Origin of the sequence: Zoogloea sp. LCSB751 (assembly GCF_002028455.1) — a bacterium.
In the GTDB taxonomy this organism is placed as follows: Bacteria; Pseudomonadota; Gammaproteobacteria; order Burkholderiales; family Rhodocyclaceae; genus Zoogloea.
Map to the genome: position 1 here is coordinate 1 of NZ_MWUM01000014.1, position 13,718 is coordinate 13,718.

General features: G+C 64.1%; 16 protein-coding genes and 1 tRNA gene. All 17 read right to left on the reverse strand.

All coding sequences use genetic code 11. From position 1 onward, the window contains the following. Nucleotides 1–2: 2 nt before the first annotated feature. A tRNA-Gly gene (locus B4920_RS15700) sits at nucleotides 3–78 on the reverse strand. 58 nt (nucleotides 79–136) lie between these two features. Then, complete coding sequence (gene pgsA / locus B4920_RS15705) at nucleotides 137–709, reverse strand: CDP-diacylglycerol--glycerol-3-phosphate 3-phosphatidyltransferase (protein ID WP_079435681.1); 573 nt, start codon at nucleotides 707–709, stop codon at nucleotides 137–139. A gap of 15 nt (nucleotides 710–724) precedes the next feature. After that, on the reverse strand, nucleotides 725–2,521 hold the full coding sequence (gene uvrC, locus B4920_RS15710) for an excinuclease ABC subunit UvrC (RefSeq protein WP_079435582.1): 1,797 nt from the start codon (nucleotides 2,519–2,521) through the stop codon (nucleotides 725–727). A gap of 14 nt (nucleotides 2,522–2,535) precedes the next feature. Further along, nucleotides 2,536–3,573 (reverse strand): beta-N-acetylhexosaminidase, encoded by a 1,038-nt coding sequence (gene nagZ / locus B4920_RS15715; RefSeq protein WP_079435583.1) that lies wholly within the window; start codon nucleotides 3,571–3,573, stop codon nucleotides 2,536–2,538. Further along, a complete protein-coding gene (acpS, locus tag B4920_RS15720) occupies nucleotides 3,570–3,947 on the reverse strand; it encodes a holo-ACP synthase (RefSeq protein ID WP_079435584.1) in 378 nt (125 codons plus the stop codon). Before acpS ends, nagZ begins: the two co-directional genes overlap by 4 nt. Beyond that, the gene (locus tag B4920_RS15725) at nucleotides 3,944–4,705 is read right to left on the reverse strand and encodes a pyridoxine 5'-phosphate synthase (RefSeq protein ID WP_079435585.1); all 762 of its coding nucleotides are present in this window, start codon (nucleotides 4,703–4,705) and stop codon (nucleotides 3,944–3,946) included. The genes acpS and B4920_RS15725 overlap by 4 nt, the downstream gene beginning before the upstream one ends. Beyond that, a complete protein-coding gene (gene recO / locus B4920_RS15730; RefSeq protein WP_079435586.1) occupies nucleotides 4,702–5,439 on the reverse strand; it encodes a DNA repair protein RecO in 738 nt (245 codons plus the stop codon). Before recO ends, B4920_RS15725 begins: the two co-directional genes overlap by 4 nt. A 12-nt stretch (nucleotides 5,440–5,451) precedes the next feature. Beyond that, nucleotides 5,452–6,360, reverse strand: a complete 909-nt coding sequence (gene era / locus B4920_RS15735) for a GTPase Era (protein WP_079435587.1) — start codon at nucleotides 6,358–6,360, stop codon at nucleotides 5,452–5,454. Further along, nucleotides 6,357–7,028, reverse strand: coding sequence for a ribonuclease III (rnc, locus tag B4920_RS15740; protein WP_079435588.1), 672 nt, complete (start codon nucleotides 7,026–7,028; stop codon nucleotides 6,357–6,359). Before rnc ends, era begins: the two co-directional genes overlap by 4 nt. Nucleotides 7,029–7,034: 6 nt before the next feature. Then, on the reverse strand, nucleotides 7,035–7,400 hold the full coding sequence (locus B4920_RS15745) for a DUF4845 domain-containing protein (protein WP_079435589.1): 366 nt from the start codon (nucleotides 7,398–7,400) through the stop codon (nucleotides 7,035–7,037). Between the two features lie 2 nt (nucleotides 7,401–7,402). Then, the gene (gene lepB / locus B4920_RS15750) at nucleotides 7,403–8,191 is read right to left on the reverse strand and encodes a signal peptidase I (protein WP_079435590.1); all 789 of its coding nucleotides are present in this window, start codon (nucleotides 8,189–8,191) and stop codon (nucleotides 7,403–7,405) included. A gap of 30 nt (nucleotides 8,192–8,221) precedes the next feature. Further along, entirely contained in the window at nucleotides 8,222–10,018 is a 1,797-nt protein-coding gene (gene lepA / locus B4920_RS15755) for a translation elongation factor 4 (RefSeq protein WP_079435682.1), read from the reverse strand. 69 nt (nucleotides 10,019–10,087) lie between these two features. Next, nucleotides 10,088–10,339 carry a glutaredoxin family protein gene (locus B4920_RS15760; RefSeq protein ID WP_254050956.1) on the reverse strand — a complete coding sequence of 84 codons (252 nt, stop codon included), beginning with the start codon at nucleotides 10,337–10,339 and terminating at the stop codon, nucleotides 10,088–10,090. Continuing rightward, nucleotides 10,329–11,762: a DegQ family serine endoprotease gene (locus B4920_RS15765; RefSeq protein WP_079435591.1), complete on the reverse strand. Its 1,434-nt coding sequence runs from the start codon at nucleotides 11,760–11,762 to the stop codon at nucleotides 10,329–10,331. The genes B4920_RS15760 and B4920_RS15765 overlap by 11 nt, the downstream gene beginning before the upstream one ends. Continuing rightward, nucleotides 11,759–12,214 carry a SoxR reducing system RseC family protein gene (locus B4920_RS15770; RefSeq protein WP_079435592.1) on the reverse strand — a complete coding sequence of 152 codons (456 nt, stop codon included), beginning with the start codon at nucleotides 12,212–12,214 and terminating at the stop codon, nucleotides 11,759–11,761. The genes B4920_RS15765 and B4920_RS15770 overlap by 4 nt, the downstream gene beginning before the upstream one ends. Further along, nucleotides 12,214–13,179, reverse strand: a complete 966-nt coding sequence (locus tag B4920_RS15775) for a MucB/RseB C-terminal domain-containing protein (protein WP_079435593.1) — start codon at nucleotides 13,177–13,179, stop codon at nucleotides 12,214–12,216. The genes B4920_RS15770 and B4920_RS15775 overlap by 1 nt, the downstream gene beginning before the upstream one ends. Beyond that, complete coding sequence (locus tag B4920_RS15780) at nucleotides 13,176–13,718, reverse strand: sigma-E factor negative regulatory protein (RefSeq protein WP_079435594.1); 543 nt, start codon at nucleotides 13,716–13,718, stop codon at nucleotides 13,176–13,178. Before B4920_RS15780 ends, B4920_RS15775 begins: the two co-directional genes overlap by 4 nt.

Here is a 13,718-nt window from a genome sequence, read left to right on the forward strand (position 1 = left end):
TCTGGAGCGGCAGAAGAGTCTCGAACTCTCGACCTCAACCTTGGCAAGGTTGCGCTCTACCAACTGAGCTACTGCCGCGTGACAGACCGCCATTATAGGCAAAATTTCTTGTCTGTCAAATTAAATCCGAAATTGTTTATCGACTACGTTTCATTAGTTCGGGCCAGGCGCAGCGCATGTAGTACCCCATGGACCACAGGGTCAGCACTGCCGCCACGTAGATCAGCAAGGTTCCCAAACTCATGCTGTCGAAGCCAAAGAGTGGCGCCTGGAACAGCAACAGCGGAATCGCCGACATCTGGGCCGCCGTCTTGAGCTTGCCGACGAAGGCCACCGCAACGCTGCCGGCCGCGCCGACCTTGGCCATCCATTCGCGCAGCGCCGAGATGGTAATCTCCCGCCCGATGATGACCAGTGCGATCAGCGAATCGACGCGGCCAAGATGCACCAGCACGATCAGCGCCGCCGCCACCATCAGCTTGTCGGCCACCGGATCCAGGAAAGCGCCAAAGGCCGACGTCTGCCCCAGGCTGCGCGCCAGGTAGCCGTCGAACCAGTCGGTGACCGCCGCGGCGACGAAGGTCAGCGTGGCCACCAGGTTCTTGTCCTCCGGGGACATCACGTTTTCGGGAAGGTAATAGATGCCGACGAAAAACGGGATCAGGGCAATGCGTGCCCAGGTAAGCGAATTGGGAATATTGAAGAGCATGTCGGCGTTCACTGGCTATCGCAGCGAATTGTATATCTGTTCTGCCAAGTGCCGGTTGATACCCTCGACACGACAGAGGTCTTCCACCGTGGCATTGCGCACACCGTCCATGCCGCCGAAGGCGGCCAGCAGCTTGCGCCGCCGCGTCGGGCCGACGCCGGCGATGTCTTCGAGGCGCGAAGTGTTGCGCGTTTTGGCCCGCCGGGCGCGGTGGCCGGTGATCGCGAAGCGGTGGGCTTCGTCGCGGATTTCCTGGATCAGGTGCAGCGCCGGTGCATCGGGACGCAGGTGCACGGGTTCGCGACCGTCGGGGAAGACCAGCTCTTCGAGGCCCGGCTTGCGGCTTTCGCCCTTGGCGACGCCGAACATCGTGATGGCTTCCAGGCCGAGTTCAGCCAGCACTTCCCTGGCGACGCCCATCTGCCCCTTGCCGCCGTCGATGAGGATCAGGTCCGGCTGCACGCCCTCCCCGGCGGCCACCTTCTCGTAGCGCCGGGTCAGGGCTTGGCGCATCGCCGCATAGTCGTCGCCGGGGGTGATGCCGCTGATGTTGTAACGGCGGTATTCGGACTTCTTCATCGCCTTGCCGTCCCACACCACGCAGGAAGCCACCGTGGACTCGCCCATCGTGTGGGAGATGTCGAAGCACTCGATACGGTTCGGCGTGTCGGCCAGCCCCAGCGCATCGCGCAGGGCGTCGAGGCGTTGCTCGCCGCGGGCGGACTCCTGCTCCCGTGCCAGCAAGGCGAGGCCGGCGTTGTTCTCGGCCATGCCCATCCAGGCCCGCTCGTTCTCGTAGCGCGCCGCCATTACCGCGACCTTGCCCTCGACAACCTCTTCGAGAGCCTCCTTGACGGTGGCCGGCTCGAGATTGACGAGGATCTTTCCGGGCAACGGCTGATCCAGATAGTGCTGCTCGACGAAGGCCACCAATGCATCCAGCGGCGTACAGCCCTGGGCGTTGCTGGGGAACAGCGGCCGGTCGCCGAGGTGACGGCCACCGCGAATCATCGCCAGGTTGACGCATACCATGCCGCCCCGCTCCACCGCTGCCACCACATCCACGTCCTCGTCCTTGGCGCTCTCGACGAACTGCTTGTGCAGCACCGCCTGCAGGTTGCGGATCTGATCGCGGTACATCGCCGCCTTCTCGAAGGCCAGCGCATCGGAGGCTTCCAGCATGCGTTTCGACAGGTCGTCGATCACCTCGGTATGGCGGCCGTTGAGAAACAGGCTGGCCGTCTGCACGTCGGACGCGTAGGCCTCCTTATCGATGAGTCCGACGCAGGGCCCGGTGCAGCGCTGGATCTGGTGCAGCAGGCAGGGCCGCGAGCGGTTGCTGAAGGTGGAGTCCTCGCAGGTGCGCAGGCGGAAGATCTTCTGCATCAGGTGCAGGCTCTCGCGCACCGCCCAGCTGTTGGGAAAGGGCCCGAAGTAGCGCACGCCCTTGGCGAAGCCACCCCGGTGGTAATAGATCTGCGGGAAGTCGCCGCCGGACAGCGCGATGTAGGGATAGGACTTGTCGTCCCGGAACAGGATGTTGTACTTCGGCCCGAGGCTCTTGATGAGGTTGTTCTCGAGGATCAGCGCCTCGGCCTCAGAGCGGGTGGCGGTGGTGTCCACCCGCTGCACCTGGCTCACCATGATGGCAATGCGTGGGCTCAACTGGGTACGCTGGAAATAGGACGACACCCGCCGCTTGAGGTTCTTGGCCTTGCCGACGTAAAGCACCGCCTCGTCGACACCGATCATGCGATAGACCCCGGGCTCCTCGGTCAGGGTGCGCAGAAAAGCCTTGGCGTCGAAGCTCATCGCAAGGGTCCGGATCAGGCCAGCGCCAGGATGGCGTCGCGGGCGGCGCGGTAATCGGTCCAGTCGGCCAGCTCGGCCGGCGTCGCCGGGGCGCTGCCGGCCCGCGGACGCAGCGCGGCAATGCGCGCGGCGCTGTCGGCATCGACCACCGGGTGCCACGCGTCGAGCAGACGCACGGCCAGTTCGGGGCGGTTGCACACCAGGACCATGTCGCAGCCGGCGCCATGGGCGGCTTCGGCACGGGCCACGATGTCGCCGGCCACGCTGGCGCCCTCCATCGTCAGGTCGTCACTGAAGATCACGCCACCGAAGCCGACGCGCTTACGCAGCACGTCCTGCAGCCAGAAGGGCGAGAAGCCGGCCGGACGCGCATCGATGTTGCGGTAGATCACGTGGGCCGGCATCACACCGCCCAGCTCACCGGCCAGTTGCAGGAAAGGCTGCACGTCCTCGGCCCACACGGCATCGAAGCTGCGCTCGTCCACCGGGATCGCCACGTGGGAATCCGCCTCCACCGCACCATGCCCCGGAAAATGCTTGCCGACCGCCTTCATGCCCGCTGCGACCAGGCCGCCGACGACGGCACGGGCGAGCTCGGTGGCAACCTCCGGCTGGCGGTGGAAGGCGCGGTCGCCGATCACCGTGCTGACGCCGTAATCCAGATCGAGGACCGGCGCGTAGCTCAGGTCCACGTCATGGGCGCGCAGCTCGGCGGCCAGCACCAGGCCGGCTTGGCGGGCCGCAGCGCGAGCGGCTGCGGGGTCGCTATCCCACAGCTCACCGAAACGGCGCATCGCCGGCAGGCGCGTGAAGCCCTCACGGAAACGCTGCACGCGCCCGCCTTCGTGGTCCACCGAGATCACCAGGCCGGGGCGTACCGCGCGGATCGCCGCGGTCAGCGCCCGCAGCTGTTCCGGCTCGGCGTAATTGCGGGCGAACAGGATCACACCGCCGACCAGCGGGTGCTGCAGGATCTCCCGCTCCTCGGCGGTGACTTCGTGCCCGACCACGTCGAGCATGATCGGGCCGGGCTGGGCGTGGGATGGCTTCATGGTTTCTCGATGACAGCAAAGGCGACGACGTAATCGGTTTCGTCGGAAAGACTCAGATGGGCCACCAGCCCACGCTCGCGCAGGTAGTCCGCCAGTGCAGGGCTGTATTCGAACACCGGCTTGCCCAGCGCATCGTGGCCGACCCACAGCGCATGCAGCGTGGCCGGCGCGGCAACGCCAGTACCAAGGGCCTTGCCGAAGGCCTCCTTGGCGGCAAAGCGCTTAGCCAGCAGACGGGCCGGGGCTCGCGCCTGAGTGAAGACGTCCCGTTCCACTTCAGCCAGGATGCGCGCGGCAAAGCGCTCGCCGTGGCGCGACAGGGCCTCCTCCATTCGGGCGACCCGCACGATGTCGGTGCCGACGCCGTAGATCACGGCCGTACGCCGCGCTCCGCGGCTTCCCGCATCAGGCGTTTCATTTCGCGCACCGCCTCGCGCAGGCCGGTGAACACCGCGCGGCTGACGATGGAGTGGCCGATATGCAGTTCGCGGATGCCCTGCAGGCGGGCGATCGGCTGGATGTTGTAGTAGTTGAGGGCATGGCCGGCGTTGAAGCGCAGGCCGAGGCCACGGATCGCCTCCCCCGCCGCGGCGATCTTGGCGATCTCGGCCAGCACGGCCGGGCTTTCCGCGTCCCGGCCGGCGGCATGGAAGGCGTGGGCATAGGGCCCGGTGTGGATCTCGCAGACCCGCGCACCGATGCGTGCGGCGGCCTCCACCTGGGCCGGCTCCGCATCGATGAAGACACTGACGATGATGCCTTGGTCGGACAGGCGGGCGACCGCCTCCTTCAGGCGAGCCTCTTGAGACACGATGTCGAGGCCGCCTTCAGTCGTCACCTCATGGCGACCTTCCGGCACGAACATCGCCATTTCCGGCTTGATGTCGCAGGCGATGCCGACCATCTCGTCGGTCGCGGCCATCTCGAGATTGAGCTTGATCTGCGTAAGCTCGCGCAGCTTGCGCACGTCGGCGTCCTGGATGTGGCGGCGGTCTTCGCGCAGGTGCACGGTGATACCATCGGCGCCGCCCAGGTGGGCTTCGACGGCCGCCCAACAGGGGTCGGGCTCCCAGGTGCGGCGCGCCTGGCGCAGGGTGGCAACGTGGTCGATATTGACGCCGAGTTCGATCAAGACGGATCTCCGGGAAAGGCCAAAAGTTCGGTGAAGACGCGGCGGGACTGCAGCACCTGCCCGCCAAGGTAATACTGGATCAGGCGGCGCATCAGGGCCTTGCTCTGGGCGAGGGTCTCCGGATTGCGGAAATTGCCCTGCGTCATGTCGATGAGCGTGCGCCCGCTGACGGTCACGGCGTCGTCGGCGACTTCGTCACCCACCAGCACCACACCTCGTTCGATTATATAAGTGTAGAAAGCGCCGGGCCGAACCGGCGTCCCGTCCTGCTCCATGTCCAGGCTGAGGCCGTAGCCGAGCTCCTGCAGCAGGGCCAGCTCGAAGCGGCGCAGCACGACTTCCTGGGATTCGTTGGCAGCCAGCGCCCGCAGCGCCTCGCCGTAGGCCTTGTGGAGCACCGGGTGGGCGTCCTCCCGCGGCAGCAGGCGCATCAGCAGTTCGTTGGCGTAATAGGCGCACAGCAGAGCCTGGCCACCCAGCAAGGGCTGGCCGCCCTGCCATTCGGCGCGCACCAGGGTCTTCATCTCGCCACCGCCGCTCCAGTCGATCAGCAGCGGCTGAAAGGCCATCAGCACGCCGCGCAGCTGGGACATCGGCCGCCGCGCGCCCTTGGCAACGAGGCCGACGCGGCCGTAGTCGCGGCTGAACACCTCGACGATAAGGCTGGTCTCCCGGTAGGGATAGCTGTGCAGCACGAAACCCGGCTGCTGGTCGACGCGCGGCCTGGCGCTCACGGGGAAAGCAGCTTATTCGTAGCCGAGGCTCTTCAGAGCCCGTTCGTCGTCGGCCCAGCCGCTCTTCACCTTGACCCACACTTCCAGGAAGACCTTGGACTCGAAGAGCTTTTCCATCTCGACGCGGGCTTCGGTGGCGATACGCTTGAGGCGCTCGCCGCCCTTGCCGATCACCATCGCCTTGTGGGGCGCCTTGTCGACGATCACCGCCGCGTTAATGCGGCGCAGGCCGGGCTCGGCCTCGAACTTCTCGATCTCCACCGCGATGCCGTAGGGCAGCTCTTCGCCGAGCTGGCGGAACAGCTTCTCGCGCAGGAATTCGGCGGCCAGGAAACGCTCGCTGCGGTCGGTGATGTCGTCCGCGTCGAAGATCGGCTCGCCTTCCGGCAGATAGGGCGCCGCCGCCTTCAGCAGCTCGTCGGTATTGCGGCCCTTCTCGGCGCTGACCGGCACGATCTCGGCAAACGGATAGATAGCGCTCACCTTCTGCAGGAAAGGCAGCAGGCGCGTCTTGTCCTCCAGCATGTCCACCTTGTTGACGACCAGGATCACCTTGGCGCCTTCCGGCAGCAGTTTGACGACCTGCTCGTCCTCGGCACCGTAACGGCCGCTCTCGATGACGAACAGAACCAGGTCCACGTCGGACAGCACCTGGGTGACGGTGCGGTTCATGGCCCGGTTGAGGGCATTCTTGTGGCGGGTCTGAAAGCCCGGCGTATCGACGAAAATGAACTGCGACGCGCCCTCGGTCAGCACGCCGGTAACCCGGTGGCGGGTCGTCTGCGCCTTGCGCGAGACGATGCTGATCTTCTGGCCGATCAGGCGGTTGAGCAGCGTGGACTTGCCGACGTTGGGGCGTCCGACGATGGCCACGAAGCCGGTCCGGAAAGCGGACGCGGGGGGGGATTGAATATCGGTCATTGCTTGGGTAGGAGTTCCAGCGCCCGCTGGGCGGACTGCTGTTCGGCAGCGCGGCGACTTACGCCGATGCCGCGGGTCTTGAGGCCAAGGCCGGCGACTTCGCACTCGACCTCGAATTCCTGTTGATGGGCTTCGCCCCGGGTGTCGGCGAGGGAATAGCGTGGCAGCGGCATACGCTTGCCCTGCAACCACTCCTGCAGAGCGGTCTTCGGATCCTTCAACGCACGGGCCGGATCGAGGCTGGCGATCGACGCTTCGTAGAGACGGTCGATGACGGCCTTGGCCGTCTCGAAGCCCGCATCCAGGAAGACTGCCGCAAAAATGGCCTCGAGGGCATCGGCGAGGATGGACGGGCGACGATGGCCGCCGCTCTTCAACTCCCCTTCGCCAAGGTGCAGGTAGTCGCCGAGTTTCAGCCCATCGGCCAGGCGGTGCAGGGTTTCCTGGCGGACCAGGTTGGCACGCAGGCGCGACATGTCCCCTTCGCGCAGCTCGCTGAAGCGACCGAACAGGGCCACTGCGGTGACGCAGTTGAGGACGCTGTCGCCGAGAAACTCCAGCCGTTCGTTATGGGGCGAACCGAAGCTGCGGTGGGTGAGCGCCTGCTCCAGGAGCTCGATTCGGGAAAAACGATGGCCGATGGCCCGTTGCAATGCATCCAGCTTCATGACGGATTACTTACCGGCCGAGCTGACGGAAAAGTCGACAAGCAGGCTGACGTTGGAAACCAGCGGAACCTTGCGGGAGTATTCCACGGAGATCACGATGCGGCCGTTTTCCTTGGTGATGTCGAGATCGCTGGCGGTCACGCTGGTGATCTCATCGACGATGGCCCGCTTGGAGAAATCGCTGCGCAACTGGGAGACCGACGCGTTCATCGGATCGGCACTTGACGCCACCACCGAGATCGCGCGCTTGATGCCGAAGTACTCGGTCACCACCGGCACCATCTTGAAACCCACCAGCAAACAGGCGCCCAGCAGGGCGCCGACCAGAAGCACGCCGATCAGGCTGAGGCCCGACTGTCTCTTTCGCGTCATGATCAATGGAAACTACCGATGCGTTTGAGGTCGCTGAAATTGAACCAGATAAAGAAGGCCTTGCCGACGATGTTCTCTTCCGGCACGAAGCCCCACCCCCGGCTGTCGAAGCTGCCGTCCCGGTTGTCGCCCATCATGAAGTAATGACCGGCAGGTACGGTGCAGGACACGCCGCGGCTAGTATAGGTGCAGTTTTCGCGAAACGGGTACTGGGTGATCTGGGAGACGAAAGCCGGCGCCTCGTTCTCGACGATGATGTTGTGCTCCACCTCGCCGAGCTTCTCGGTGAAGCGCGGCGAGTAGAACAGGCGGTCGGCGTGCAGGTAGTCACCCGCAGACTGCTGCGGCATGGCCTTGCCGTTGATGGTCAGCTTCTTGTCGAAATACTCCACCTTGTCGCCCGGCAGACCGACGACCCGCTTGATGTAGTCCAGCGAAGGATCACCCGGGAAACGGAAGACCATCACGTCGCCGCGCCTGGGTTCATTGACGGCGATCACCTTCTTGTTGATGACCGGCAGGCGGATACCGTAGGTCCACTTGTTCACCAGGATGAAGTCGCCGACCAACAGGGTCGGGATCATCGAGCCCGACGGGATCTTGAACGGCTCGACGACGAAGGAGCGCAGGCAGAACACCACCAGGATGACCGGGAAGAAACTCGCCCCGTACTCCACCCACCAGGGCGACTTGGCCCCGACCGCCCGCCGCTTGCTGGCCACAAAGTGATCGAGCGCCCACAAAATGCCACTGAACACCAACAGAACAAACAGAATCAACGCGAAATTCACGCCTGCACTCCTGAGCCGACCGGTGGCCGGTTATTTACCTTCATCGACCCGCAGCACGGCCAGGAAGGCCTCCTGCGGAATTTCCACGTTGCCGACCTGCTTCATGCGCTTCTTGCCCTCCTTCTGCTTCTCGAGGAGCTTCTTCTTCCGCGTGATGTCGCCGCCGTAACACTTGGCCAGCACGTTCTTGCGCAGAGCCTTGATGGTTTCCCGGGCGACGATGTTGGAACCGATGGCCGCCTGGATGGCCACGTCGAACATCTGACGCGGGATCAGCTCACGCAGCTTGGCCACCAGTTCGCGGCCGCGATACTGGGAATTGGCGCGGTGCACGATGATCGACAGCGCATCGACCTTCTCGCTGGATACCAAGACGTCGAGCTTGACCAGATCGGCGGCGCGGTATTCCTTGAATTCGTAGTCGAGCGAGGCATAGCCGCGGGAAACGGACTTCAGCTTGTCGAAGAAGTCCATCACCACTTCGTTCATCGGCATGTCGTAGATCAGCTGCACTTGGCGGCCGTGATAGAGCATGTCCACCTGCGCGCCGCGCTTCTGGTTGCACAGCGTGATCACCGGCCCCACGTATTCCTGGGGCAGGAAGATGACCGCCTTGATGATCGGCTCGCGCACCTCATCGACCTTCGACAGGTCCGGCAAGCGCGACGGGTTGGAAATCTGCTCGACCGTACCATCCTTCATCAGCACCTCGTACACCACGGTCGGCGCCGTGGTGATGAGGTTCATGTCGAACTCGCGTTCCAGGCGTTCCTGGACGATCTCCATGTGGAGCAGGCCAAGGAAGCCGCAGCGGAAACCGAAGCCCAGTGCCTGGGAGACTTCCGGCTCGAACTGCAGGGAGGCATCGTTGAGACGCAGCTTTTCCAGCGACTCGCGCAGCTGGTCGTACTCGTTGGATTCGACCGGGTACAGGCCGGCGAACACCTGTGGCTTGATTTCCTTGAAGCCGGCCAGCGGCTCGGCAGCCTTGCGATTGGCCAACGTGATCGTATCGCCGACCTTGGCCGACTTGAGTTCCTTGATGCCGGCGATGATGAAGCCCACCTGGCCCGCGGACAGACTTTCCCGCGGCAGGGACTTGGGCGTGAATACACCGACCTGCTCGCAAAGGTGCTGGGCTCCGTTGGACATGAACAGGATCCTGTCCTTCGGACGGAGGGTCCCATCCACCACCCGCACCAGCATCACCACGCCCACGTAGTTGTCGAACCACGAGTCGATGATCAAGGCCTTCAGCGGTGCGTCGGGGTCGCCCTTCGGCGGCGGAATGCGGGCGATCACGGCCTCGAGGATGTCCTCGACGCCCATGCCGGTCTTGGCCGAGCAGGGGATCGCGTCGGTCGCATCGATGCCGATGACGTCCTCGATCTCCTGCTTGGCGCCGTCGGGGTTCGCCTGGGGCAAGTCCATCTTGTTGAGGACCGGCACCACCTCGACGCCCTGGTCGAGCGCCGTGTAGCAGTTGGCCACCGTCTGGGCCTCTACCCCCTGAGAAGCGTCCACCACCAGCAGGCCGCCCTCGCAGGCCGCCAGCGAGCGGGACACTTCGTAGGAGAAGTCCACGTGTCCCGGGGTATCGATGAGATTCAGGTTGTAGATCTGGCCATCGCGGGCACGGTAGCTGAGCGCCGCAGTCTGGGCCTTGATGGTGATGCCGCGCTCGCGCTCGATGTCCATCGAGTCGAGCACCTGGGCCTCCATCTCACGCGACGAAAGGCCGCCGCAAAGCTGGATGATCCGGTCCGCCAGGGTAGATTTACCGTGGTCGATGTGGGCGATGATCGAGAAATTTCTGATGTGTTGCATGTGGGCCATGAAAAAGGGTGCCGGTGGGCACCCTGAATAAATTTTGTTTGCCTGGCAAAGACTTGGATTCTAACCGATACGCTGAAAATGAGCACGGACCGCCGCTTCATCGAGGAAGTAATGACACAGCTCAATGTTTCCCGCCAGCACCACGGGCACCTTTTCGCTCCACAACGCTTCCAGTTCGGGAAAGGCATCCACGTCCACCACCTCGATGGCGAAGTCCAGTTCCTGCCGCAACGGAGCCAGCGCATCCACCAGATCGTGGCACAAATGGCACCACTCGCGACTCAAGACAGTCAGCTTGCGTTCAGCGCTCAATCGTTCTCACCGGCACAAAGGTCTGAAAATCGCCGCGCAGGACCAGCAGGGTCACGGTCTGCCCCGGTTCGAGGGTCGCGACGATCTTGTTGAAATGCTCCACCGAGCGGATGTCGGTACGCCCACCTTTCACCACCAGCGCCAGGATCGCGTCGCCGGACTGGATCTCGGAGGCGCGCGCCGATGCGCTGCGCAGCGCATCGACGATCACACCACCACTACCGAAGCGCGCATCCCTCTTCTGCTCGGCACTCGGCTCGACGACCAGAATGCCCAGCCTGTTCGGCGAGGCATCCGCCCGCGTGACCTTGGCAGCCACCTTGCGGGCCTTATCGTCGGGCAACTCGGCCACCACCACGGACAGATCACGGGTCGCGCCCTTGCGCCACACCTGCAGCGGAACCTTATTACCCGGCCGGGTACTGCCGACGGCCCGCGGCAGATCGCCCGACACACCGATCGTCCGGCTGTCGAAACGCAGGATGATGTCGCCCTGCTCGATACCGGCTTTCTCGGCAGGGCTACCCTTTTCCACGGAACTGACCAGCGCACCGACCGGTTTGCCGAGTCCGAAGCTGTCGGCCAGCTCGCGGGACACTTCTTGGATGACGACGCCGACGCGGCCGCGCTGCACGCGGCCATTGCTGCGCAACTGCCCCTGCACTTCCATCGCCACATCGATGGGGATGGCAAAGGACAAGCCCATGAAGCCACCGGTGCGGCTGTAGATCTGGGAATTCATCCCGACGACCTCGCCCTTCATATTGAACAGCGGCCCGCCCGAATTGCCTGGATTGATCGCCACGTCCGTCTGGATGAAGGGGACGAAGCTCTCCTGTGGCAAAGAGCGCCCCTTTGCGCTGACGATGCCGGCGGTGACCGAGTTCTCGAAGCCGAATGGCGCGCCAATGGCCACGACCCAGTCGCCGACCCGCAACTTGGCCGGATCACCGAGCGTCACTTTGGGCAGTCCGGTCGCCTCGATCTTAAGCAGCGCCACGTCGCTGCGCGGATCGGCCCCCATCAGGCGGGCCCGGAACTCGCGCTTGTCGGTGAGCTTGACGATGATTTCGTCGGCACCTTCAACGACGTGCGCATTGGTCAGCACATAGCCGTCCGCAGACACGATGAAACCCGAACCGAGGGAGCGATTGTCCGGTTCTATCCGCGGGGCCCCCGGATGACGGGGCACGAAACGCCGGAAGAAATCGAACATCGGGTCATCGTCATCGAAGCTCGGGACAGGCCCTTTCCCCTGGCGTACCGCCTGGGTAGTGCTGATGTTGACGACCGACATCCCCTGACGCTCGGCCAGCTCGGCAAAATCCGGCAGATCGCGGGACAACGCACTCCCCGGTAGCCCCCAGCAGAGCAGGCATCCTGCCACCAGCAAGGCACGGCAATACTGGACCACAGCCTTCATTGCCCGCACGCCCCAGCGCTTTCCGCGGCGCCTCGTTCCAGGCGCATGGGTAGATCCTGCTGCATGCCACGACTCCGCTTACGCCCCCAGATTCCTGCCACCAGGCCACCGCCCAGCGCACCCAAGGCGGCCAGCAGGTCGCCATTGCCCCCCGGCGCAGCGCCGGCGCCGAGAACAGCACCCGCAATGACACCCAGAACAGGCCAACCGTAAGCACACAGCGCCGCCTGCAGCGGCACGCGGTCATCGATGACGACGCCGACGGACTCACCAGGCCGCGCCTCGATATCGTTGATCACCCGCACGCTCCGGCTGGTCGGTGCGAAGGGACTCGCAAGATTGACACCCCCGCAACCGCCTGGCTCATTGCAGCGCCCACAGCCCTGAGCCACGGACACATCGACCCATGCATAGCCGGCATCCAGCCGCTGGACGACTCCATTCACCCGCATCAGCGCTTCCGCGTCTCCACGCCGTCGGCGATGCGCACCAGCGCCTGCTGCGGCACTTCGCCCAGCACGGTGATGAGGTGATCGGACACAGTACGGCGGAAGATATTGAATGCTCCTGACGAACTCATCCCGCTCTGCAGCGTATTCTTGGCAGGCATCGGCTCGATGAACACGGAAATCGCCGCAAGGCCATCCGAAAACACCACGTGATAAGCCTCGCCACGCTCCTTGCGTCCCTGGCGGACCACCGAGACGACCTGGCGGAAACCCGGAATGGAATTCTTGAACACCCAGCCGGTATCCTCGACCTTCACATCGCTGCCGCGCGCATTGACCACTTTCCAGTCGCTCGAACGCACGAAGCGGGGCTTGACCTTTTCCTTATCGAAGGGCGCACCGACATGCACCTCCGTGAAAGCGAACTGCTCGATACTCTCACCCTTCTCGCCGACCAGACGCGCCCGCAGCAGCAATCCGGACCCCACATCGGCCCAGAACTGATGGCCAAAACGCATATCATCCTTGGGCTCCAGGATGATCTGCTGGCTCTCCATGCCCACGATCCGGACCACCTCGCCCTTGCGAATGCGATAGTGTTCGGCCAGGGCACTTGGCGACTGGGGCAGACGCGCCGGGAAACTACGTCGTGCACTCGACTGATCCACGATCAACAGCTTTTGATCGGGCAGGAAACATTGCACCTCGTCGTTGTTGCGTACCACTTCACGCGGACTGCCGTCGAGCGCCTCGAGTCTTTCGTATTCGCCAGTGCCATCCACCAGATGGGCAATCCGCGATGTCTCGACGTTCTTGCCGCTCTGGTAAGTGAAGGTGCCGGTGTAGTTGAGCTTATGGGCCGCATTGGAGATCCGTGCGAGCCAGCTGAGCGGATCTGTCGGAACGTCCGCCAGAACCGAACCACTCCACGCCCCCAGCGCCACCAGGCAACAGAAAAGATGCTTCATCGCTGACCGGCCACCTGGGTATCCGAGACAGTACGCACATACAAGGCCACACCCGGCATCGCCGCCGACGGCGCCATGGCCTGATGGGCGAACAGATACTCACGCTCCGACGTCTCGCTGTTCGCGGCCAGTTTGGCCGGCGCCCGCGACGGGTCCAGCGTCACGGCAGCGACTGGTACCTTTTTGGTCTCAGCGACTCGCAGCACGTCCTGACCGGAACCATTGAGCGTCATCGCCACCCAGCCGACTGCGGCCACCCCCATCACCGATGCAGCGATCGGCATGAAATGGCGGATCCAGCTACCGCCCACATCACGCTTGGGTGGCGCCAACACGGTCGGCTCGTCATCCAGGCACAGCATCACGTTACGGGTGAAGTCCGACGACAGAACCTGCTCATCCCGCAGCAAATCCCCGATCAGGCAATAGTTCTCCCACTCCCGACGCAGTGCACCATCCCGTTTCAGGGAATCGAACATCCGCGCCGTCGCGTGCTCGTCGAGCGCGCCATCGAGCAGGGCAGAAACCTTTTCTTTCAT

Excerpts from the sequence above, each read along its gene's own strand:
- pgsA (WP_079435681.1), bottom strand. The coding sequence starts at position 709 with ATGCTCTTCAATATTCCCAATTCGCTTACCTGGGCACGCATTGCCCTG.
- uvrC (WP_079435582.1), bottom strand. The coding sequence starts at position 2,521 with ATGAGCTTCGACGCCAAGGCTTTTCTGCGCACCCTGACCGAGGAGCCC.
- nagZ (WP_079435583.1), bottom strand. The coding sequence starts at position 3,573 with ATGAAGCCATCCCACGCCCAGCCCGGCCCGATCATGCTCGACGTGGTC.
- era (WP_079435587.1), bottom strand. The coding sequence starts at position 6,360 with ATGACCGATATTCAATCCCCCCCCGCGTCCGCTTTCCGGACCGGCTTC.
- rnc (WP_079435588.1), bottom strand. The coding sequence starts at position 7,028 with ATGAAGCTGGATGCATTGCAACGGGCCATCGGCCATCGTTTTTCCCGA.
- B4920_RS15745 (WP_079435589.1), bottom strand. The coding sequence starts at position 7,400 with ATGACGCGAAAGAGACAGTCGGGCCTCAGCCTGATCGGCGTGCTTCTG.
- lepA (WP_079435682.1), bottom strand. The coding sequence starts at position 10,018 with ATGCAACACATCAGAAATTTCTCGATCATCGCCCACATCGACCACGGT.
- B4920_RS15765 (WP_079435591.1), bottom strand. The coding sequence starts at position 11,762 with ATGAAGGCTGTGGTCCAGTATTGCCGTGCCTTGCTGGTGGCAGGATGC.
- B4920_RS15770 (WP_079435592.1), bottom strand. The coding sequence starts at position 12,214 with ATGCGGGTGAATGGAGTCGTCCAGCGGCTGGATGCCGGCTATGCATGG.
- B4920_RS15775 (WP_079435593.1), bottom strand. The coding sequence starts at position 13,179 with ATGAAGCATCTTTTCTGTTGCCTGGTGGCGCTGGGGGCGTGGAGTGGT.
- B4920_RS15780 (WP_079435594.1), bottom strand. The coding sequence starts at position 13,718 with ATGAAAGAAAAGGTTTCTGCCCTGCTCGATGGCGCGCTCGACGAGCAC.